The 22618-nt window shown below is 43.5% G+C and carries 17 protein-coding genes; 8 read left to right on the forward strand and 9 right to left on the reverse strand.

Features of this window, described 5'->3' with window-relative positions:
- Positions 1-88 precede the first annotated feature (88 nt).
- Positions 89-1036 (reverse strand): acetyl-CoA carboxylase carboxyltransferase subunit alpha, encoded by a 948-nt coding sequence (locus tag G460_RS0106080; protein ID WP_026954521.1) that lies wholly within the window; start codon positions 1034-1036, stop codon positions 89-91.
- A gap of 250 nt (positions 1037-1286) precedes the next feature.
- On the opposite strand from G460_RS0106080, the gene G460_RS0106085 reads away from it, so the two are divergent.
- Genes G460_RS0106085 through G460_RS0106095 form a run of 3 tightly spaced genes read left to right on the forward strand, consistent with a single transcriptional unit; the run spans position 1287 to position 3285 of the window.
- Positions 1287-2081: a HipA family kinase gene (locus G460_RS0106085; RefSeq protein WP_026954522.1), complete on the forward strand. Its 795-nt coding sequence runs from the start codon at positions 1287-1289 to the stop codon at positions 2079-2081.
- Entirely contained in the window at positions 2059-2442 is a 384-nt protein-coding gene (locus G460_RS0106090; protein ID WP_026954523.1) for a DUF3037 domain-containing protein, read from the forward strand. Before G460_RS0106085 ends, G460_RS0106090 begins: the two co-directional genes overlap by 23 nt.
- A 12-nt stretch (positions 2443-2454) precedes the next feature.
- A complete protein-coding gene (locus G460_RS0106095) occupies positions 2455-3285 on the forward strand; it encodes an alpha/beta hydrolase (protein WP_026954524.1) in 831 nt (276 codons plus the stop codon).
- Here G460_RS0106095 and G460_RS0106100 read toward each other — a convergent pair.
- Positions 3275-4567, reverse strand: coding sequence for a DUF5690 family protein (locus G460_RS0106100; RefSeq protein ID WP_026954525.1), 1293 nt, complete (start codon positions 4565-4567; stop codon positions 3275-3277). The genes G460_RS0106095 and G460_RS0106100 overlap by 11 nt on opposite strands.
- Positions 4568-4786: 219 nt before the next feature.
- On the opposite strand from G460_RS0106100, the gene G460_RS0106105 reads away from it, so the two are divergent.
- The 5 genes from G460_RS0106105 (at position 4787) to G460_RS21530 (ending at position 9173) form a co-directional block, all read left to right on the forward strand.
- Entirely contained in the window at positions 4787-5371 is a 585-nt protein-coding gene (locus tag G460_RS0106105; protein WP_026954526.1) for a helix-turn-helix domain-containing protein, read from the forward strand.
- Positions 5372-6448, forward strand: a complete 1077-nt coding sequence (locus tag G460_RS0106110; protein WP_026954527.1) for a zinc-binding dehydrogenase — start codon at positions 5372-5374, stop codon at positions 6446-6448.
- Between the two features lie 40 nt (positions 6449-6488).
- Complete coding sequence (locus G460_RS0106115; protein ID WP_026954528.1) at positions 6489-7649, forward strand: TIGR03364 family FAD-dependent oxidoreductase; 1161 nt, start codon at positions 6489-6491, stop codon at positions 7647-7649.
- Entirely contained in the window at positions 7642-8322 is a 681-nt protein-coding gene (locus tag G460_RS0106120; protein WP_026954529.1) for a phosphonatase-like hydrolase, read from the forward strand. Before G460_RS0106115 ends, G460_RS0106120 begins: the two co-directional genes overlap by 8 nt.
- A 146-nt stretch (positions 8323-8468) precedes the next feature.
- Positions 8469-9173 carry a phosphatase PAP2 family protein gene (locus G460_RS21530; RefSeq protein ID WP_051315942.1) on the forward strand — a complete coding sequence of 235 codons (705 nt, stop codon included), beginning with the start codon at positions 8469-8471 and terminating at the stop codon, positions 9171-9173.
- On the opposite strand, the gene G460_RS0106130 is transcribed toward G460_RS21530, so the two are convergent.
- From G460_RS0106130 to G460_RS0106160, 7 genes are all read right to left on the reverse strand, one after another.
- Positions 9148-10689 carry an ArnT family glycosyltransferase gene (locus G460_RS0106130; protein WP_026954530.1) on the reverse strand — a complete coding sequence of 514 codons (1542 nt, stop codon included), beginning with the start codon at positions 10687-10689 and terminating at the stop codon, positions 9148-9150. The genes G460_RS21530 and G460_RS0106130 overlap by 26 nt on opposite strands.
- Positions 10690-10818: 129 nt before the next feature.
- A complete protein-coding gene (locus tag G460_RS0106135; protein ID WP_026954531.1) occupies positions 10819-11637 on the reverse strand; it encodes a tyrosine-protein phosphatase in 819 nt (272 codons plus the stop codon).
- 12 nt (positions 11638-11649) lie between these two features.
- On the reverse strand, positions 11650-14508 hold the full coding sequence (locus tag G460_RS0106140; protein WP_035464045.1) for a TonB-dependent receptor: 2859 nt from the start codon (positions 14506-14508) through the stop codon (positions 11650-11652).
- A gap of 363 nt (positions 14509-14871) precedes the next feature.
- On the reverse strand, positions 14872-15960 hold the full coding sequence (locus tag G460_RS0106145) for a helix-turn-helix domain-containing protein (protein WP_026954533.1): 1089 nt from the start codon (positions 15958-15960) through the stop codon (positions 14872-14874).
- A gap of 212 nt (positions 15961-16172) precedes the next feature.
- The gene (locus G460_RS0106150; RefSeq protein ID WP_051315943.1) at positions 16173-17426 is read right to left on the reverse strand and encodes a YdcF family protein; all 1254 of its coding nucleotides are present in this window, start codon (positions 17424-17426) and stop codon (positions 16173-16175) included.
- Positions 17427-17505: 79 nt separating this feature from the next.
- A complete protein-coding gene (locus tag G460_RS0106155; protein WP_026954535.1) occupies positions 17506-19173 on the reverse strand; it encodes a RagB/SusD family nutrient uptake outer membrane protein in 1668 nt (555 codons plus the stop codon).
- 12 nt (positions 19174-19185) lie between these two features.
- A complete protein-coding gene (locus G460_RS0106160; protein ID WP_026954536.1) occupies positions 19186-22605 on the reverse strand; it encodes a SusC/RagA family TonB-linked outer membrane protein in 3420 nt (1139 codons plus the stop codon).
- Between the last annotated feature and the right edge of the window lie 13 nt (positions 22606-22618).

Genomic DNA, 22618 nt, shown 5'->3' on the forward strand with positions numbered 1-22618 from the left:
TAAAAAACCAGAAGCAACCTTAACCTAAGAAAAGATTGCTTCTTTCAAAATGCAGCTCGTCGGAAATCATCCAACGCTTCTTGCTAGTTTATTCTACTACTACTCCCATGGAGCAGAATTTGTCGATTCTTTGCTCGATTCTTTTTTCCGGCTTGATTTTGTCCAGTTCTTTCAAAGCTTCCAAAATCGCCGCTTTGATGGTACCAGCCATCCATTTCAGATCTTTATGTGCTCCTCCGAGTGGTTCAGGAATGATGTCGTCGATCAATCCATTTCCCTTCATATCGGTCGCTGTAGGCTTTAATGCTTCGGCCGCCTGCTCTTTGTAGTCCCAAGATCTCCAAAGGATAGTGGAGCAGTTTTCTGGAGAAATCACAGAATACCAAGAATTCTCCAGCATCATGACTTTGTCTCCGATCGCGATCCCCAAAGCTCCCCCTGAGGCACCTTCACCGATGATGATGCAGATCACTGGGACTTTCAGAGTGAACATCTCCTTGATATTGCGGGCGATGGCTTCGCCTTGTCCACGCTCTTCAGCTTCCATTCCTGGAAAGGCTCCCGGAGTGTCGATCAGAGTGACGATAGGCTTGCCAAACTTCTCTGCCATTTTCATCAAGCGCAAAGCCTTCCGATACCCTTCAGGATTGGCCATCCCAAAGTTTCTCATCTGACGTTGTTTAGTATTTCTCCCTTTCTGTTGTCCGATAAACATCACAGTGCGTCCATCCAGATCTCCGAGTCCGCCGACCATGGCTTTATCGTCAGAGACATTACGGTCTCCATGGAGTTCTACAAACTCATTGGTCATCTCATAGATGTAATCCAATGAATATGGTCTATCAGCATGTCTGGAAAGCTGCACCCGCTGCCAACGGGTCAGATTTTCGAAGGTCTCTTTTTTCAACGCGAGGATTTTTTCTTCAAGGGATTGAATATCCGAACTTAAATCGATATTTCTACCTTTGGCCAAATCCTTCATTTCCTGAAGTTTTTGCTCTAAATCAGCTATTGGCTTTTCGAATTCTAATACCATTTTGGTGATTTTTGAAAGAAACAAAGATAAGTCAAAAACTGGCAAAGTCTAAAGGTATTGTCCATGGATGGCTAGCGGAAAAGACAAACGCAACCTAATCCACTGAATACTAAAGAAATAAAGAGAGCCACTACCGCTTATAATGAAATAGTCTCGGTGAATCTTACTTCTCACTAAGGGATTCAAACCAATCCTCTTTATTTTTGAGGATATATCAGGAGTCATCAAAGGCTCCTATACAGAATCAATGATGGAAAATGCACTCAACCTGAGGTCTGTCCATGTGACACGATACATCCTTCCTCTGCGAGAAGGTGGGTCTCTGCCCGCATTGGCTGATGCTGATGATGGCTTCAAATATGTACTCAAATTCAGAGGAGCTGGACAACGGGAAAAAGCCCTGATCGCGGAGTTGCTGGGAGGAGAAATAGCGCGTAAGTTGGGTTTGAAAGTACCTGAATTGGTTTTTGCAGCATTGGATCCAGCATTTGGAAGATCCGAAGGTGATGAAGAGATTCAAGATCTGCTCAAAGGAAGCCAAGGACTAAACCTTGCTTTGCACTTTTTGTCAGGAGCCATCAATTACGATGCTTTGGCCATGTCATTGGATCCCCTCTTGGCTTCCAAGATCGTCTGGCTAGACATGCTGATCACCAATGTGGACCGTACTTTTCGCAACACCAACATGCTGATGTGGAACCGGGAACTTTGGTTGATTGACCATGGAGCGTCGTTTTTATTTCAGCACAATTGGAGCAATTGGCAGAAAAGTGCCACCAATACGTTTCCTATCATCAAAAACCATGTGCTGCTACCACAAGCCAGTCTTTTGACAGAAGCAAACGAGGAACTAAGACAACTAGTAAATCCTGATTTCTTCGAAAAGCTTGTCCAACTCATCCCCGATGAATGGCTTTTGGCCGGAGGGGATGAAGAGAATCCAGCGGTAGCCAGAAAGGTCTATTCAGACTTTTTGACTTTGAGACTTTCCCATTCAGATCAATTCACCAAAGAAAGCCAAGATGCAAGGACAGCACTTCTATGAGTATGCCATCATCCGGGTGGTACCACGGGTGGAGCGAGAGGAATTTATCAATGCCGGAGTCATAATCTGTGATTGGAAAGGTGGCTTTCTAAAGGCCAAAATCAACCTTCCTACCGAGAAACTCCTGTGCCTGGATCCTGAGGCTGATTTGGAAATCATCCAATCCAATCTGATGTCTTTTGAAAAAATCTGTGAAGGAAATCAAAAAGGCAGTCCAATAGGCGACATGGATTTGGCCTCCCGATTTAGATGGCTGACAGCCGTGAGAAGTTCTGTGATCCAAACTTCCAGACCTCATAATGGATTCTCCAATGACCTCAATCAAACTCTTGAAAAACTCTTTGAAGAACAAGTAAAATAACCCCATAAAACCTTGAAAAAGCTCAAAACCTCATTTTTCCTTTCTCTTTTTCTTCTCATATGTGTCACCGTACAGAGTCAGGCTCAGGTGGACACCGTCATGACTTTTAGCAAATCCATGAGTAAGGAGATCAAAGCAGTAATTATTTCACCAGAAAGACTAGACGCCTCCAAACAGTACCCAGTCACTTACCTGCTGCATGGCTACTCGGGCAACTATAAATCTTGGATAGAAGGAGTTCCAGAATTGGTAGACTTGGCGGAGCGCTATCAAATGATCATTGTCACTCCAGACGGCAACTTTGACAGCTGGTATTGGGATAGCCCTGAGAAGCCCGAGTCGAACTACGAGACCTATATCGCTCAGGAACTAGTCTCCTTCGTAGATGCCAACTATCCGACTATTAACAGCAAAGAAGGTAGAGCAATCACAGGACTCAGCATGGGAGGACATGGGGCCTTATTTTTGGCATTTAGACATCAGGATATCTTTGGGGCAGCAGGGAGTCAAAGCGGTGGTGTAGATATCACTCCATTTCCTGAAAGTTGGAATATGAAATCCTATCTGGGAGCAAAATCCAATTTTCCTCAGCGGTGGAAAGATTACTCTGTCATGGGACAAATTCACCTGCTCAGCAGAGACCGCCTGCCGATTATCATCCACTGTGGGACAGATGATTTTTTCTATCCAGCCAATCTCAAATTGCACGAGGAACTCACCTATCAAAACATCCCGCATACTTTTACCGCAAATCCCGGTGGACATAATTGGGACTATTGGAAAGAGTCAGTCCAGTATCAGCTTTTATTCTTCCACAATTTCTTTCGCAGTTCTAAGCCCTAAAGAGACTCTTCTCTTTTTTGCGAAGCTGTCTTTTGATCAAGCCCGTTTTGACTACGACCAAAGAGGCTACTACGAAGATCAAAATCAAAATACCCACAACGAGATTGAGGCGGGTGAAGAAGTCTACCCAAGAAGCGGATCGGTTACCAAGTTCTTTGAAAACCATAATCCCGACACTCCCCAAGTAGCCAAAAGCATCTGCTATGTAAAACAGGAAACCGACGGTTCCTTTGAATTTTAAAACTGCCAAAAAGCGCTCAAACAGCATGCAGTGAAATAAAATATACGGCAAGTAAACCGCCAATCCGGATACAATCATCCAAAAAATCGGTCCCATCCAGCCAGCATTAAAAAACAGGGTAGTCACTACCATCAAAATACCACTAACTCCGGTCAAAATCATCCCTAAGTTGAATGCTAGCTTATTGCTCAGGATCAGGATACCCAAAGCAGATATGATCAAAACCATCACAGCTATGGGAACTTCAGTCAGTGTGATCAATTCTGGCTGACCAGATTTGCCGAGTTCGTCCCAAAACTCCACGATGAAATTATCCCGAAAGTCCCGCACAATCGTCAGAAGCACATAGATCATTACCAAAAAGGTAAAAGAACCACCAAACCGCTTCAGGAACTTGATCCTGTCACTTTTCAACATGGGCATCCGCTTCGTTCTTAGCTTCATATCGAGTTCCGAAGGACCTTCACTCCTACTCAATACATAGGACGCTATCACAAACATTGGGAAAAATAAAGCCCCCGTATAAAAGGGCATCCATAGCTCAGACACTCCCCAAGTCTCCATCATCCAAACCCCGGTAGATTTGACAAAGCCGGTGGAAAAGATAAAGGTGGCACTCAGTCCCGCTACCAGTAATTCGGAATTTTTGCGACCTTCTAGATAGACTAGTACGAGACCAAATATCATCCCGAGAGGCAATCCATTGAGAAACATCATCGCTGGCTTCCACCCTACAGGCACCCATGCAAAACCTACCAACATCAATAAGCTAAAAGCCACCAAGCCTACCAGCGCCACAAACCTTTTGGAGGCCGGTAACTCAGAAACTATTTTGATGCCGATAAACTTAGACAGCATGTAGCCGATTACTTGACTGATGATCAAAATCGTCTTGAAATGAAACTCTCCCTCATAACCCAAGCCCTCGAATTGGCCAGATAAAAAAGATTTTCTAACGGCATACATTCCGGTATAAGCCAGGAATGCAGTGACCATCAGGGTAATATCGGTTTTGGAAATAGAAACTTTCTCTAGCTTCATAGACAGGATGATATCAAATAGTAAAAGGGCTTTATTTTCCCCAGGGTGAAATAATTGACAAAATTAGGAGACCCCAGAGGCCCTGATGCATTTAAAGTATTAACAAACTATTATATTTTCGTTTTGAGAAATTAATTTTCGTAAAAAGAAAAAATACCCCAATTTTGTATCTGACGCTACATACCAATTCAGGAATCCAGCGTCCCAAAACCAACACCAATGGAAGGATCAAACTATCTGACCAGCTTCATAGGAGGCAAAATCAAAGATCTGCGCAAGTCTCAGGATCTGAAGCTCGGAGAACTTTCTGATATATCAGGAATCAGTATTGCGATGCTGAGCAAAATAGAAAATGGGAGAGTGTACCCTACTATTCCCACCCTCATTCAGGTTTTGAATTCGCTCAAAGCAGATTTGAATGAATTTTTTGCTGATTTGAACCAAGAGGAGGAATTTCCTGGCTATTTGCTATATAAGAAATCAGACTATAAGTCCATCAAAAAGGAAGAGGAATCCATCGGCTTTGACTATCAGATGGTCATGAACCGCAAAATGGAAAAATCATCTATGGAGATCTCTCTTTTGACCATCAGTCCTGGTGCGCAGCGAGAGCCTGTATCCACTAATGGGTTTGAATTCCTGTACTTGATTAAGGGCAATCTTAGCTACACACTGGGAGACAGTACACTTTCTCTAGAAGAAGGAGACTCGCTGTTTTTCAATGGTGAAATCCCCCATGTACCCGTTAATCACTCTGATACAGATGTCATGCTTCTTGTCATTTATTTTATCGAATTCAATTAAATGAGACCAGCCGGAAAAGCCATGGTGTTTGAAAAAGTGGAGACGCCATTTGTTGCCACTGATTTCATCCTGCCCCAGCTCAAAACTGGGGAAGTCTTGGTAGAAAACACCTACAGCACCGTTTGTACCAGTGATCTACACACCTACTATGGGAAGCGATCTGGCTGTACTCATAGCGTTTTGGGTCATGAAGTGATCGGCAGGATCACAGACCTGGGAGATGGAAATCCAAAAGATTATTTTGGTGAGCAGCTGGCAAAAGGCGACCTGATCACTTGGTCAGTCTATGCGTACGACCCCAATTCTGAAAATTCTAAAAAAGGCTTCCCTCAAAAATCAGAGGGCCTCTATAAATATGGGCACGAGCAAATCTCCGAAGAACACCAGTTCAATGGAGGGTTTGGCACACACACCCATTTGAGAAGTGGCACAGCTATTTTCAAGCTACCAAGGGACATCCAGCCTAAAGTCGCTGCTCCGATCAATTGCAGTCATGCTACGATAGCCGGCGCGATACGCTTGGCAGGAGATCTCCGTGACAAAAAAGTGCTTGTGAATGGCACAGGCATGCTGGGGCTTTCTGCCTGTGCTCAAGCCAACTATTACGGAGCAAAATCTGTCTGGGCACAGGATATCCGAGAGGAAAAACTAGCACAAGCCCTTGATTTTGGTGCCAGTCAGACTTTCCTAGTCGGAAAAGATCCGATTCAAGAGGCATCTGTAACGTCAGGCGGAATGGATGTAGTCATCGAGACTTCTGGAACTCCCGAAGCCATAGAGCAGTGCTTTGACCTATTAGCGATTGGCGGAGTGTTGGTTTTGGTGGGCTCGGTTTTCCCTCAAAGAGACTGTCAGCTCAATGCTGAAAAGCTGGTAAGAAAGCTTCTAACTGTCAAAGGACTTCACAATTACATCCCCGAAGACTTGGGCAGAGCTATCGACTTCATCGATGCAAGTCATCATCGATTTTCTTTTGAAAAATTAGTCGGAATGGAATACCCATTGACCCAACTAGATACTGCATTTGAAATGGGGCATTCGGGAAAATATTTTCGCATAGGTGTATTTCAAGGATGATTTTCAATACAAAATTTACTTCATATAACCTGTTTGAACCATGTATGATCTGATCGTAGTAGGTGGAGGAGTATTGGGAGCGTTTCATGCTTACCATGCTTTGGAAGCCGGCCTCAAAGTCGCACTGATCGAAAAGGACAAAGCTCCTCAGGAAGCTACCACGCGCAATTTTGGCCAGGTCGTTCCCTCAGGAATGGATAGCAAATGGCAAGCTTATGGACGGGAAAGCCTGAAGATTTATAAGGAAATTCAATCCCGATTTGACATCAGCATCCGAAATAACGGCAGCGTCTACATCGCATCCAATGAAGAGGAGATGCAACTCCTGGAAGAGCTTCGTGTGATCAACCAAGCCAACGACTACAGCTCGGAAATGATGAGCAAGGAAGCTTGTCTTGCAAAATATCCAGGTCTGAAAGCTGACTATGCAAAAGGAGGATTATTCTTTCCTGAAGAAGTCACGGTCGAGCCACGCGTGATGATTCACCGTTTACTGGAATACTTGGTTGCGGAGAAAAACCTGGCCTATTTCCCATACAAAACAGTGATCGCTTGCGAAAACACAGGGAACGTCGTGAAAATTACCACATCAGGAGGAGATCTCTTGGAAGCCGGAAAAACTATCATTTGCAATGGGCGGGATTTCAAAACCCTATATCCAGAGATATTTGCTCAAAGTGATTTGGTGGTCACCAAGCTCCAAATGCTTTTGACCAAGCCCCAGCCGCAATCTTATATCCTTCCGGGATCTATCTTGACAGGGCTTTCGATCAGACGATATGAGGCTTTTTACGAATGTCCTTCTTTTGCCGATATCAAAAGTCGTGAACCCAAAGAATCACCTGAGAAAAAATGGGGGGTTCATATTTTATTCAAGCAAGCAACTGACGGCTCCGTGATTCTTGGAGACTCGCACGAATATGCCGATGCCAAAAATATCGATGATTTAGGCTATGATTTGGATATGGACATAGATCAGTTTATGATTCTCAAGGCAAAGCAAATCATCAACTTGCCGACCTATGAGATCGCACACAGATGGTTTGGTATCTATTCCCAATGCAAGACCAAGGATCTTTTCCAGCATCAGGTAGATGATAGAATCCACATCGTGACTGGTATTGGTGGAAAAGGAATGACCGGAAGTGCGGGATTCTCAAAAGAAAATATTCAACAACTATTTAATTTGAAAAATGACTAAGATCAAACTTGCAGTTTTTGATATGGCAGGCACTACTGTCGATGAAGGAAATGTAGTCTATAAAACAGTTCAAAAAGTAATCAATGACAAGGGATATGGGGTGAGCCTGGACCAGGTATTGGAATTTGGCGCCGGAAAAGAAAAACATCAAGCCATCATCGATGTCCTGACCAACTGCACCCAGGAAAGCAAAATCAAAGAAGTAGCGGCAGAGATTTTTGCCAATTTCAAGCCGGAGCTGAAATCAGCTTATGAAAGCTTGGATGTCCGCACTTTTGCAGGAGTAAAAGAAATGATGGAAACCCTGAGGGCAAATGGAATCTCTGTAGTATTGAATACGGGCTATGATCGTAAAACTGCCCTATCCTTAGTGGACAAACTAGATTGGAAGCTTGACCGTGACATCGATGGTCTTGTAGCGGCAGATGATGTGACTCATGGCAGACCAAATCCAGATATGATCCAAAAAGCCATGGAGCTCTGCGGAATCAGTGATTCAGCTGAGGTTTTGAAGGCAGGAGATTCGGCCATTGATATTGAAGAAGGCAAAAATGCAAATTGTGGGTTGACCGTAGGAGTATTGACCGGAGCGCAGACGGCAGAGCAGCTGCAAGAAGCCAATCCTGATTTCATTTTGGAGAGCCTGGCTAGTCTCAGTACCAAGTTGACTTGATAGACCTAAAATCCGCATTTCGCAAAGACCGGAATGCGGATTTCATCTTTCAATAACGCTCAGCTAATAAGCCTACAAAACACTTAAAAATCATTTGATTTTCGCTTAGTCACCAAGCAATGAGCTTCTGATATCTTGACAGATATATGAAGCGAAAAAAGAACAAAATCTGCGCTACCCAGATCAATTTGGTGTATGCCCTCATTCCATTGGCAGTGATTGTATCCTTTTTTCCCAAAGGACATCTGGAGCTCTGGACCAACCAATTTCACAATCCCGTTTTTGATTTTTTCTTTTTCTATTGGACCCACTTAGGAGATGCATTTCTATTTGTCTGGCTGATTCCGATTGTCGCCCTGAAACGTCTCTCCTATGGGATTTTTATGACTATCAGCGCTCTGCTTCAGGGTTTAGTGATTGCGATTTGCAAAAAGGGAATCTTCAAAGGAGCTCCGCGACCAGCAGAGTTTCTTCAGGGAGTGGATTTCCATCAAGTTCCCGGCCTTAATCTCCATCATTGGAACTCCTTTCCCTCTGGACATACTGCCACAGCAATGGGAATCGCCACAGCCTTGATGCTCATTTTTCACAAAGACAAAAGCCTAAAAAATGCCTTTTTGGTCACTGGACTGTTGGTAGCTTTCAGTCGGGTGTATCTGATGCAACATTTCTACCTTGATATCCTGGTAGGTTCTCTGGTTGGGATCGGCTGTACATGGGCTGCACGCGAGCTCACACTTCGGTATTTTTCTAAAAAAGCTTTTCGAAAATCCCTATTAAAAACTAAAACCTCAAAGGCACATATCCGCAAAATCAAGCAACAAATCATGGCCAAACAGAAAGCTGCCTAATCAGCACCGTTTCTTTGTTTTCAAATGAATCCTTGGCTCTAAAAACCTCCTCATAGGGTGCAGGAAATGAATCCAAATGTTTCTTTTCAGTGATGACGATGGCTCCAGGTGCAAGATCTGGGGACCAAGGGGCGATGATTTTCTGCAAGCGAAAAGGAAAAGCGGGGTTGAAACTTTGATAGAAATAGACTCTCTCTTCATGTTCCAGAAAAGGAACGGAGAGTGTCACCGGATTTAGCTGATCTAGTTGAGGCACCACTTGGGTGAAAAGTAACGCTTTTAATCCCCCGAAACCGACAGCTAAAAATACAAAGACTTGCCAACGGTTTTTTCGCACCATCACTGCAGCCAATACAGCAATCCACAGCACGAAAAACCAAGTCAAATTGAGCTCTTCTCCCCAATATCTTTCTTGCAGGCCTTTGGTAAATGCCACACCCAAAGGGGCTGCCACCAAAATGATCCCCATTGCAAAACTTATCAGAGAAAAGCCCTTGACTCTGTCCAGTCCCTTTACCTGCCAACCCACCCATACAGCCATAAATGGAAGTGCCGGAGCTATATAGCCGGGTAACTTCGTACTGGAAATGGAGAAAAAAATCAGAGTTACTCCCACAAAAATCCCTGATAGCACTAGTAGAGGACTGGATCTAAGTCCTTCAAACTTATTTTTCTTAGGTAAAAAAAGAATCAGCGATGCTGGAAAAAAGCCAAGTAAGGCAAATAAAAAAGGAAGGTAAAATGCCCCTCCATGCCCTTCCATAGGTTGAGAAAAACGGGAAAGATTGTGAGTGAAAATAAACTGCTCGAGCCAGTCTGCGCCATAATAAAGATACACCAACGCATACCAAGGCAAGGCGACCAAGCAAAACAGGATGATGGATATTGGGTCCAAGAAATCTCTCCAGCTCTTTTTTGGATAGTCCCCTTGGAGCAGTATGTAGGTGAAAACCGTCCCCAAAACTAATACAACTGCAATCGGTCCTTTGCTCAGAAATGCCAAACCGAGAAAAACAGAGGCTAAGCGAAGATGAGTTTTGGAATGTTGGTGTTGGGAAAAATATGCTTCCAACTGAAGGATCGTAGCAGTCAAAAACAAAATCAAAAAGGGATCAGGCACCGCCAATCGAAACTGAATCCCCCACTGCAACGAGGCTATCAATGCTCCCAGGGACCAATTTGCCGCCTTTTCTCCCAACCTATCTCGAACCCTCAAAAAAACCAAAAGACTACAAACCCATCCACCCAAGGCCGGAAAAAATCGAGCTGCAAAAGCATTGACCCCGAATAATTTAAAAGCCAAACCGAAGAAAAAATAGTGCAAAGGCGGCTTGTCGTAGCGGGGTTCTCCATTGAAAGTTGGGAAAAACCAAGAAGAGCTCTCCCACATCTCTCTTGCCGCTTCTACATTTTTAGCTTCGTCCAAGATGTAAATGCTATGAGATCCCGAGCCCAATAGAGAGATCAAAAGCGCAAAACCAAGGAGTAGCCAGGATACCAGAGAGAGATGTTTCATGGAGATCGAAGCTAAATCTATCCCTCACGGCAATGACAAATTAAATGTTAATCTTCTGTTAGATTTCAGCAAAAACTAAAAAAGCAGCAGGTGAAAACCTGCTGCTTTTGTTTAGAGACTGATTTCGTATCAGATTTTCTGTAGATATTTTTCTCTCAGCTCCTCCTTTTCTTTTTCTCCAATCCCAAATACCTGCACAAGCATGGCATCCACAGAACCATATTTCTCAACGATTCCCGTCCAAGCTGCCTCCAGATACTCAGGCTCTACTCCACCTAGCAACTTGGCTCGATCAGCCGGGATTCCATACATTTCCAGTTTGCTGGTGTCCATTTTTCCTACGGCTTCATTGGATCTCAAATAGTCTTCCATGATCGTATCCCAATCTGCTCCCAGAATATGTAGAATCAGCGAAGAAGCCAGTCCTGTCCGGTCCTTGCCTGCGCTGCAATGAAACAAGACAACTGACTCTTCCTCCTGAATGCTCGCAAAAAGCGGCTTGTAATCAGCGATACTTTCCACAAATCCATGATTGGCCATGATCATCAAAGAATCGACCTGACTCTTCTTGAAATCTTCACTCGACAAGACCTTCATAAAACCTCCCATCGCATTTGGGTTGATACTTCCGATTTGACACGGAACATATTCCGCATTCATTGTCGCCGGAATATGATCTGGCTCGCGCTCAATCTCAAAAGGAGATCGAAAGTCCACTACGCGGTTGATGCTGGTAGCCAATAGCTTCTGCTCATCCGCTGCAGGAAGATGACTAAAGCTACCAGAGCGATAAAGCATGTCATCTTTGACTTGATAAGATTCGTTGACTTGAAGCCCTCCCAATTCTCTGAAGTTGGGACTTGATTCCATTCCAAGATTTTTCTGTGCTTGTACTGAGAAACTGGTACATACAGCCGCCATTAGGGCTAGCGTTTTGATTTTTTTCATGATTAGTTCGATTTAGAAAATGATATATCTCAAGCCAGCTTGACCATTGGTCGCATACCATTCGCTGGAAGTGATTCGGTTTTTATTTTCGCCCATGTATTGTACATAGGGCTCGTTGGTGATATTTCTGACTTCAGCAAAGACTTTGATTTTTTCAGAAATGGAATACGCTCCAGAAAAGTCAAGTGTGAAGTTTTTGCCAGTGGAGATGTAATAATCCGGACCCAAATCTTGATTGATTGTTTCGATCGCATCTCCTCGGAAGTTTCCAGCCAAGCGAAGCATCAAACCATTTTTCTCATAGAAAAGAGATGTATTAAAGAGATTTTTGGATTGGTTAGGCAAGGAAGTTTTGTCCAAAGACACCAGGTTTCCTTCTTCATCTTTTCTCGGAACTTCCAGCTCGGAATGGATGAGGGAGAAATTCACATCTACTCCCAAGCCACTTAGAATCCCTGGAAGCGTGGTGAATCGTTTGGTGATCCCCATTTCGAAGCCTAGCAGATAGGCATTTTCCAAGTTTTTAGGTTGAGACACGAGGTAATTGGTCCCATCGATGTTTTCGGTAGAAATATCTCTGAAGATGAAATTCTCGATGTTTTTGTAAAACACACCTGCAGTGATCAACCCTACATCTTCGAGGAACCACTCTCCCATCAGGTCGAGATTGTGAGAAAATGTCGGAAGCAGATCCGTATTGCCTCTGGAAATCCGTGGAATCCCGGTCGTCACATCAATATTTTCCGACGGACTCAAGTCACTGAAGGCAGCCCTTGCAAAAGTCTTAGTATAGGCAAATCTCAAGTTTCTGTTTTCCGCAGGGCTAAACTTCAGATGAAGCATAGGAAGCAGGGCATTGTAGTTATTTTCCTTGGTGATTGGCGTCACTTCTCTCGTTTCGGCATCGTAAGTCGCCCCGTTCATCTCAATTTGGGTAAATTCATTGCGAAGACCACCGATGATTTTGAGTTTTGGAGTCACGTCGTAGGTTCCCATCACATAGCCCGCATAGACATCTTCTGTACCATCGAAAACTGTGGTGGCATTGGAAGCAGATGAGTAATTGTTGATGTCATTTTCTTCGAAAAATTCTGGGGAGAAAATTCTAAACACTTCATCCTGAGTCAGAGGATCGATCGCCAAATCATCGAACTGCCCATTCAATTCCTTGAAAAATGTATTGGGACCCGGAAAATCACGGGTGGCAAACTCACTCATTATCTTCAAAGGAGCAGAGCCTGGGATACCCAATCTCGCATTTGGCAAAAAGACCAAAGGAGTATTCATTCCCTCATTTTTCTTGAAGCGGAACTTGCCGCCCGCTTTCAGACTCAACTTCTGATTGACATCCCAAGTAAAGTCCAACTGACCAACTTTGTCTCTATCTCTCTGATCGATCTGATAGATGATCAATTGCTGCAAGGAAAGTCTGTTGGGATCCAAAAAGTCATTTTCGTTGGTCAGTTCAGGGTCAAAATTCAAAGGAGTAATCCCCTTTCCGTCTGGCGCATCAAAGGTATTGTACACCAATCCGTCGGAAGATCTCCCTCCGAAATCACCTTCCAGATTTTGATAGAATTGAGCGATCGGCAGCCCTTTCTGATCATCTGGCATGTAAGGTGGCGTATCCAGTCTGTAAAACATGTCGTAGGAAGATATCTTCCAGTCCACTTTGATATTGGTCGCCAAGTGATGATTTCCACCTAGTTCGAACCCTTTGAGGTTGGTTCTATATTCAGACTCCCGGTTGCTATAGCGATAGCGGTTGCTGTTAAATTCGTAGTAAGTCTCAAAAACCGGTCGGATATCGTCAAACTGATCTCTCACCAATCTGGCAAATACCTTTTGGGTAGGCGAAAACTCATAGTCAAAAGCAGCATTGACTGCTGTCGTGCGTCGTTTACCATAGTAGCGCTTGGCATTCATGGTATTCACACTGTAGCGTTCGGCAGGATCTTCTCTGGAGATATTGTAGTCTAGGACGATTTCGTCAGAAGCAAAGTTCCTGTCCCAAATAGCACCGGCAACTACCACCCCTAGCTTATCATTGAAAAATCTATCTCCATACACCAAAGAGGCATTGTAACTGCCATTTTGGGATTTTTGACCATAGCCTCCAGCAGCACTTACATTGAGCATTCGGTCCTCAGGGGCTGATCGCGTCACAAAATTGACCGAACCACCAATCGCATCACCTTCCATATCTGGCGTAATGGCTTTGGACAGCTGCACGTATTGGATCATCTCCGCCGGAATCGCATCCAACAATGCATTTCTATTTCCAAAGACATTGGCACTTGGAAGTCTGGTTCCGTTGTATAAGGTAGAGTTCCAAGCATAAGGAGTCCCTCTCACACTCACTTGGTTGGCTTCCCCATGGTAGCGGTTGACACTGGCAGAAGGAAGACGCTGCACTGCTTCAGCCGCATTTCTATCTGGAAGCTTTCCGATCGCATCAGCGGCAATCACATCCATGATCGCATTGGAGTTTTTCTTGATCGAAAGCGCCTTCATCTGCGAAGGAATCATCGTCCCTTGGAGGACATATTCATCCAAGTCTCCCATGGCCTCGTTCATTTCTATTTTTCCAAGATCATTGTTTCCGGGACCAAGGGTTACTTCCTTCGTCACCGTCTCATAGCCCAGGTAGCTCAGGCGAATGGTCACCGCACCGGCAGGTAGATTAGTGATCTCAAACTTGCCATACAGATCCGTGGCTGCACCTTGACTGGTCTCTACCAGCAAGACATTCACCCCTGGCAAAAAGCCCGTGGCGTCTGATACTTTTCCTGATAGGGATGCTACATTTTGGGCACTTGTCACAGTTGCCCAGAGCATCAAAATCAATACAAGTTGTAATTGTTTTTTCATAGCAGTTAAAATTTTCGACAAACCTAGTCTAGAGTACCGCTATGAGTCGTCCGTCTAAATTTTCAAAGACTCCTAGCCTACGGAATAGATTATAATTCATTGTTTTTCAGATAATTAACTTTTATTATCAAAAGATTATGAAACCATGAGCAGGCGTTAACATGTCAAAAAATCAGAATATCCACCCCCAAATTCTGATTCAATTACCTGCAGAAAACAGATAGAAAGCTGCCAATTGATTGACTTAAGAATTGCTTCGGGTTTTTGAACTAGCCTAAACAAACTGCTTCCTACATTGAGGGAGAAAAAAGTTGACTAGCTCAGCGGAATTTTAAGTTGCTAGAAGAAAAGTCCCTGAGTGAATCAACCGGAGACTTCGAGAGACTTTTTGTAGTCACTGGGACTAAAACCCGTCAAATCCTTGAAATATTTGTAAAAAGTAGATTTGGATTTGAAGCCGCTTTCGTAGCCGATGACTGTGAAATTGTCCTCATCTCTTGTTTGGAGGAGTTTCTTAGACTCTTCTATCCGGGCGGTGTTGAGATACTGATAGAAGTTTTGTCCCAAACCCAAATTGAGTGCTTGTGTGATTTTTAGTTTGGGGAGGCCCAGATCCTGCGCTAAATCATCCAGTGCATAATCCGAATTGAGATAGGGCTTTTTCTCCAAAAAATAATGATTCAACTTCTCCAGCACCAATTCCTGCTCCTCTTCTTCCAGGCGGGAATTGCGATATTTTTCTTTGGATTGAATATCCAATACGGGCTTGATTTCAGGATCCTGCTTCTGATCAAGGAGCAAAATTCTCATCCGCACATTGATCACTGCGAAAAACAAGATCAACAAAATACCTACAAAAGTATAGCGGGATCCCAAGTTGATGGACCACTGAAAATACTCGATAAAGAAGCCTAGGAAGATCAGCGCTGAAATCATCAGAAATGCCCCACCTATTAGTTTGGAGATCCGGATTTTCAATTTCAATAAGGTATCCAGCTGAAGCTTTCGAAAGATCAAAAAAGGATAAATCCCATATCCAAAAGAAGAAAAGAGCAGCGAATACAAGATGAAATAGTGATACAATTGCATAAATCCCTCCATATTCATATCCAACAGCACGGAAGCTGTCAACAGGACATTGACACCAAACCCCATCAAAAAAGGAGTGGTATGCAGTAGAAAAGCTTTGGTAGAAAGTGTCTTGCCCAGCACCGACTGAATGTACAAAAACAGCATCGGCCCATAGAGTAGCGAAAAAGCACCGTGTAACTTGTCAAACAATTCCCTGTCCTGAAAAATCATCAAGATGGCTCCTTTGTAAAAAAGGTGAATAAAAATCACCCCAAAAAGTAAACTCAGAAACAGGTCTTCTCCTTTGTACCGCTTATTGAAATAAATCAACAAAGCAGTAGTCAAAGCCTGTAGCGTGATGATGGCGTAAACTAGCTCCATGCAGCTAAAATCTGTGTTTTTGGTTTTGCTTTTGAACTAAAAGGCTCCGTAATAAGAGCCAATATTTCCCGAGAATACAATAATAAGCCCCAAAGATTACTTCAATGTTAATCTAGGATTGTCTTAAAGCGTAGCCAAATCAGACTTGAGGGTATTAAAACAAAAAAGCCCGGCATCTCTCGATACCAGGCTAAACCAACTCCAAATCTTAATTAAGGATCCAAAGGCTCGTCCCAATCAATCTGAAGGGACATCTCTTTCGGAAAAAACTCTAAAATTGTCTCTGAAATCCTCTTTCCATTGGTATAGGTATGATATCCCAGCTCCCGCATGCACCGATCGAGCATCCCTTCGATGAATTTACTTTGCGAAGGTCCTGTCACCGTGACCGAGGGTCTATCCATCGGAAATCCATAGCGAAACATCAGTCTGGCTACATTTCGCATATTCGTAGTAGTATGTCTCGCATGCGGATCAATAAGAATAGCCGACTCGGGCACTCCCATCTTTATCAGATAGCGTTTCATTTCTATGGCTTCATTATGCTGCACTTTGTAGGGATGTACATATCCTCCCGACACGGCTATGAAGGGTGCCAACCCTTTTTCGAATTGATGAAAAGCCAATTTGGCTCGGATCACTCCACCAGCACTTAGACTGTCCAAATAATTGTCTGTGCCCGCTCCTGGAATGAGAATCAAAGGATAAGGATACTTTTGCCAATCTGTCTTTTGGACCTGAAGGTAGGCGGCACGATTTTCCAAATCGACCATTGGTTCAAAATCCTCTGCTCTACTCATTCTTGCTATTTCCAGCAAATCCAATCCATGGTTCATAGTAGGCTCAAAGAATAGATTGGAATCTTCGAATTTATCAGCATTCAAAATGCTCAAAGCTCGATTATTATCTGCGAAATAGTAGGAACCTTTAGCTACACCCAAGGAATCGATATTGGGATAGTTGGGCTTTTCTCCCATACCATAGACCGCAATCATATGATTGATCGTGGCGGCATCCAATTCAAATGCATTTGCCAAATACTTAGCTGGATCGGTATCAGCTTGCATTTGATACATTCCAGAAGGAATCAAGTGCTTCTCTACCAAATCGATTAATTGACTTTCCTTTTTAGCCAAAATAATCAACTGCTCGGAAGCTTTGTCAATCTCTTCCTGGGTAAACATCGCCCGCTTGGCATAGCAACCTCCCTGTTTGCTACAATCTTCCAGAGAGGCTTTGATAGCTTTTACTTTATCCGAGGCCAAACCCATCAAAACTGGATCAGATTCCAGGAGTGTACGAACCTCAGGAATTGATTCCATCAGGCTCATTAGATAGACATTTTTGGACTGAGTATAGGAAGTTCCTTTGATAGGTTTATAATCTCTTTGGGGGGATTGTTGTGCGATAGTACACAGAGTACAGCACATCAATACACCCAAGACAAATAGTCTTTTGAAAAACATAAAATGAAGAATTAATAGGTGAACTCTGCCAGAAATAAAGGCAGAAAAAAGAGGGAGCGTAGTCCCTCTTTTCAAGTGTTTAATAGTTTGGATTTTGCTCGACTAGCTCTGGGTCCATGCTATCCAAGTAAGTCTGTGGAATTGGAAAATACTCGTGCTTCCCTTCCACAAATTTACCGTTGACCAAGTGAGAGCGGATTTGCTTTTCTTCTTCGAAATAAGAATTCATAGTCTCTGCTGCTACTCCCCATCTCACCAAATCAAAGAATCGATGCCCTTCCATAGCCAATTCCAATCTTCTTTCCAAACGTACCAGCATGCGTGCTTCATCTTGGTCTGACCAAGTTTGCTCGTAGGTAGCCAACTTGTATTGGTCTGCAGGCGTGTCGCTTTCGAGCATGGTCACCACTTTACTTTGTGCTGCTCTGCCCCTTACTAAATTGACTGTAGCTCTGGCTCCTTCTAAATCTCCTAGCTCTACTTGTGCTTCAGCTTTCCATAAAAGCAGATCTGCATAACGAATGATGTAATAGTTCAATGCACTAACATAAGGCCAGGCTTTTCCCTGAAGATCAGAAAGCGCCGAAACGATTCTCTTTTTCGGGCCATTCGGTCCATAAGTAGCTTGGTCTCGAGCCCAATTGGCCTCGTAGAGAACAGGAAGATCCAAATAAGGAATTCCTGGTCGACCAATCGTATGATCCAATCTCGGGTCAATGAAATCACCATCCGAAAGAACATCACCTGAAACAGGCAATCCGCTGGAATTGGTCACAAAACTATTGATCAGGTTTTGGCTAGGTCTGTGGAAACCATACTGCGAATAGTACGGACCTCCCGGAGCAGTCAATCGATCACCGATATTTCCATTGTAGTTGCTCGGCTCACCATCATTGATCGTATGCTGAACGGCAAAAATGATCTCCTCGCTATTGTCATTTTCAGGAAGGAATACTTCATTGAAATTTTGAAGCAACGCAAATTTGCCAGAATTAATCACCTCATTTGCGGCTGTCAGAGCCTCCTGATAGTTGTGCTGGTACATGTGGGTTTTGGCAAGATATGCTTTCGCAGCCATTTTCACAGGTCTACCCACTTCAGACTGATCGGCAGGAAGCAAATCATAAGCGGCATTGAAATCTGCTTCGATTTTAGCCCACAACTCTTCGTCCGAAAGTGCTACATTTCCTACATAATAATCCTCTACAGCTGTAGCAGTCTCATCAATGAAAGGAACATTGTAATAGATTTTCTTCAATTCAAAATAGAAATGTCCTCTCAAAAAGCGAAGCTCTCCTTCCCTGCTTGCTTTGAGCACAGGATCAAACTCTTCACTTTCCAGCAAAAGACTCAATGCGTAATTAGTACGTTTTACACCTTCATAAAGAGCCAACCATTTTCTAGTCACATCTGTGATAGTCGCATTGGTATTGAAAATCTCCATCTGATGCAACTGCGCCTGATCACCTGTACCTCCACCTCCTTTGTATGCATCATCAGACATAACATCTCCAAAACTCCAATTGGAAGCTGGTGAGTTAAATGCACTGGAAGCTCCATCAAACTGCCCATTTAAGATACTGTATGAAGCAATGATAGCCCGTTCGATATTTTCAGTTTTGGTCATTTCTGAAGGAGCTACTTCTCCATATGGCACTTCTTCTAGATAGCTTTCGCAAGAGGCTATTCCCAGCGCAGTACCCATGAGCAGTACCTGCATCGATTTTTTCAAATATGTATTTTTCATGATTGTTGTTCTTTAGAATTTGACATTAAACCCAAGCGTAAATGTGCGAGACGGAGGATAAATCCCTCTATCCACCCCGATATCGAGATTTCTATTGCTTGATGAATAATTCTGAAGTCCTATCTCAGGAGTCATCCCTGAATAAGAAGTGATGGTGAAGACATTGGATGCCTGACCGTACAGTCGCATTTCCATATCCCCTCCCTTGAAATTCGGAAGCGTGTAACCTACCTGTAAGTTGTTGAGCTTGAAATAGCTACCATCTTCCAGATAATAAGAAGAAGGACGGATATTTTGGTTTTTGTCATCCATAGACAATCTTGGAATATCCGTGTTGGTGTTTTCTGGAGTCCAGGCATTTAGAGTTTCCACAGATTTGTTGTATGCGGACTGATTAAAGAAATCATTGTTGTACTTGGTCAGATTGTAGATATCATGTCCAAATGCACCGTTGAAAAACAAGCCCAAATCGAATCCTTTGTAGTAAAAATTGGTAGTGAAACCGATGATCGCTTTTGGATGTGGAGAGCCTATGGCTGTTCTGTCATTTGCATCCAAGACACCGTCGCCATTGACATCACGAAATTTCAAATCTCCTGGCTGAGCATCCGGCTGAATCGCATGGGCATCTACTTCACCCTGAGTCTGGAAAAGCCCTAAGGACTCATATCCAAAGAATGTCCCAATTGGCTGTCCTACCATAGTTCGGGAGATTTCCTGACCAAAATTGACACTGTGTAGGGAAGAACTAGGAATACCCAGATATTCTATCCCATCGTTTAGCTCTACAAGCTCATTTTTGTAGAAAGAGTAATTCAAACCAACAGTGTAAAACAAATCCCCAGCACTGCCATTGTATTTGGTACCCAGTTCAAAACCTCTGTTTCTCATCTTGCCTCCATTGATCCACGTTCCGTCATTAGTGCCTCCATAGGTCGGCGGAATAGGCGCATAGATCAGCAAATCATCAGTGACTTTGCTGTAATAATCAGCTGTTACTTGTAGCTTCTCCCCAAACATGCTCAAATCCACTCCAATACCACTTTGCGTGGTCACTTCCCAATTCAATTCTCCATTGGCAACGCGTGTTTCCACCAATCCAATCGCTACACTTTCCTGCGATCCATCGATTCCATAGTTGGAATAGGTAATATTATTCTGAAAACTGGCTAGGGTGGAATAGGAAGGCACCTGCTGGTTTCCTGCCTGGCCCCAGCTAGCACGGATTTTTAGCTCGTCTACATTTGGACCCAGATCCAAGAAATCTTCATTACTCAATCTCCATCCAGCACTGAAAGCCGGGAAAATATCCCATTTATTGTTGGCCAGTCTTGATGTGCCATCATTCCTCACGGTAGCAGAGAAAAGGTATTTATCCTTAAGGCTGTAATTTACTTTTCCGAAGAAAGAAAGGAGGTTCCACTTGCTGGCAGAGCCGGAGTTTTGCTGATTGGCCGTGCCATAGTTGAGGTAATGAAAGTTGCCATCCTCGTACAAAAATTCTTGTCTAGATGCGCTCGCGGACTCAGCATAGTTTTCAATAGACTCTTGTCCCAGCAAGACATCCAACACACCATCACCGATAGTCTTATTATAAGACAAAGTATTAGTCCAAGCCATCTGATAATAGAATGACCTGCTATCGGAGAGGCTATTGATTACATTTTGGGAAAGCAACTCATCGTAAAGCGGTGAAAATGCTCTTCTGTTATAAGACTCATAGTCCAATCCCAAGTTGGTTCTGAATTTCAAACCTTCGGCAAGCTGTGCATCAGCAAAGACATTTCCCATCAATTTGATTCTATTTTTGGTATTGTCTTTTGCACGGTAGAGATTTCCAAGTGGATTGGAACCATCATTTAGAGGATTGCCTCCAAAATCTCCATTGATATCGTAAACCGGTACTATGGATGGGAATCTATACGAACTGTACACAATACTTCCCAAGGCACTATTCGTACCCACATCATTGGTTTTTGTAAATGAAGCATTGAAATTATGTCCTACTTGAAGGAATTCCTTGACCTTATAGTCTGCATTGAATCGGACCGAGTATCTATCAAATCCAGTGTATTTGATCACACCTTCTTGATTGAAATATCCCAATGTAAAAACTTGGCTACCTTTGTCACTGCCCTTGCTCAGGGTCACATTGTATGACTGCACAGGAGCAGTCTGGAAGATTTCCCTCACCCAATCTGTATCTGCAGAAGGAATAGTCTGCTCAGCATCCAACCACTCTGGAATGACTGCACCAGATGGGTCCGTACCATAGACATCACTGGTAGGAGTTTTTCCATCATTTTCAAAAGCCTGCCAAAGCATATCACCATATTGCTGTGCATTGAGCATTTTAGGCAAATTGTAGGTTTGCTGAAATCCAGCATAAGCATCAAGAGTCACCGAAGTTTCCTCTGTTCTTCCTTTTTTGGTAGTGATGATCACTACACCATTTGCAGCTCTGGACCCGTAGATAGAAGAGGCTGCTGCATCTTTGAGGACTTGGATCGATTCGATATCCTGTGGATTGATGGTATTGAGACCATTGGTAGTGGGAGTTCCATCAATGATAAACAATGGATCATTGTTGTTTACCGTACCGAAACCACGGATTCTCACAGTCACATTCCCGCCAGGTCCATTGTCAGATAGCACTTGGACACCTGGAGCTCTACCTGTCAGCATGCTTTCCACACTCGCTGTCGGCAAGCTTTTCAATTCCTCTGCATTGACCACCGCCACAGAGCCGGTGAGGTCTTTTTTCTTTTGGCTATCATATCCCAATACGACCACCTCATCCAACACACCCTCTTCTTCTTGCAGGTAGATAGTAAGTTCACTTTGATTTCCTATCGTCACTGTTTTGCTCTGGTAGCCGAGATAAGATACTTCCAATTCATCAGAGCCTTTTGGCACGATCAACGAAAAGCTACCATCTACATCTGTCACCGTCCCTTTGGTGGTTCCTTTGATTATGATAGTAGCTCCTATCACTGCTTCATTTTGCTTAGCATCGATGACCTTCCCTTTGATTTCTCGGTCAGCTCTTTCGTCGATGACTGGCTGCACACTAGGCATAGCGACTCCTCTTACGTAGATATTCTGCTCTACTCTTCTGAATTCAAAATCGATCTGCTCTGTAATCGCCTTCAGAACCTTGCGAAGATTGTCGTTCATGCTCAAGGTGATCGTCTCATTAGCCTTTACCACTTCCTGATTGTAGGCAAATTCAAAATCAGTCTGAGCTTCCAGCATCTTCAGCACCTCCTCGATAGAGGCCTCCTTTACCTGAAGTCTCACTTTATAGTGAGATAGGTTTTGACTGTTGGACGGGTTGGCAAATAGTACTTGCATAAAAAGCACCTGTACCAAGAAAACCCGAAAAGTGTGTTTCGAAATGGACACAATTCGTCTAAGTAAGTTTTTTTTCATAATTTTCTTCGAT

This window comes from Algoriphagus vanfongensis DSM 17529, from assembly GCF_000429465.1.
Classification (GTDB): Bacteria; Bacteroidota; Bacteroidia; order Cytophagales; family Cyclobacteriaceae; genus Algoriphagus; species Algoriphagus vanfongensis.

Coding starts and splice junctions, on each gene's coding strand:
- G460_RS0106080 (WP_026954521.1), bottom strand. CDS start 1,036: ATGGTATTAGAATTCGAAAAGCCAATAGCTGATTTAGAGCAAAAACTT.
- G460_RS0106085 (WP_026954522.1), top strand. CDS start 1,287: ATGGAAAATGCACTCAACCTGAGGTCTGTCCATGTGACACGATACATC.
- G460_RS0106090 (WP_026954523.1), top strand. CDS start 2,059: ATGCAAGGACAGCACTTCTATGAGTATGCCATCATCCGGGTGGTACCA.
- G460_RS0106100 (WP_026954525.1), bottom strand. CDS start 4,567: ATGAAGCTAGAGAAAGTTTCTATTTCCAAAACCGATATTACCCTGATG.
- G460_RS0106105 (WP_026954526.1), top strand. CDS start 4,787: ATGGAAGGATCAAACTATCTGACCAGCTTCATAGGAGGCAAAATCAAA.
- G460_RS0106110 (WP_026954527.1), top strand. CDS start 5,372: ATGAGACCAGCCGGAAAAGCCATGGTGTTTGAAAAAGTGGAGACGCCA.
- G460_RS0106115 (WP_026954528.1), top strand. CDS start 6,489: ATGTATGATCTGATCGTAGTAGGTGGAGGAGTATTGGGAGCGTTTCAT.
- G460_RS0106120 (WP_026954529.1), top strand. CDS start 7,642: ATGACTAAGATCAAACTTGCAGTTTTTGATATGGCAGGCACTACTGTC.
- G460_RS21530 (WP_051315942.1), top strand. CDS start 8,469: ATGAAGCGAAAAAAGAACAAAATCTGCGCTACCCAGATCAATTTGGTG.
- G460_RS0106130 (WP_026954530.1), bottom strand. CDS start 10,689: ATGAAACATCTCTCTCTGGTATCCTGGCTACTCCTTGGTTTTGCGCTT.
- G460_RS0106135 (WP_026954531.1), bottom strand. CDS start 11,637: ATGAAAAAAATCAAAACGCTAGCCCTAATGGCGGCTGTATGTACCAGT.
- G460_RS0106140 (WP_035464045.1), bottom strand. CDS start 14,508: ATGAAAAAACAATTACAACTTGTATTGATTTTGATGCTCTGGGCAACT.
- G460_RS0106145 (WP_026954533.1), bottom strand. CDS start 15,960: ATGGAGCTAGTTTACGCCATCATCACGCTACAGGCTTTGACTACTGCT.
- G460_RS0106150 (WP_051315943.1), bottom strand. CDS start 17,426: ATGTTTTTCAAAAGACTATTTGTCTTGGGTGTATTGATGTGCTGTACT.
- G460_RS0106155 (WP_026954535.1), bottom strand. CDS start 19,173: ATGAAAAATACATATTTGAAAAAATCGATGCAGGTACTGCTCATGGGT.
- G460_RS0106160 (WP_026954536.1), bottom strand. CDS start 22,605: ATGAAAAAAAACTTACTTAGACGAATTGTGTCCATTTCGAAACACACT.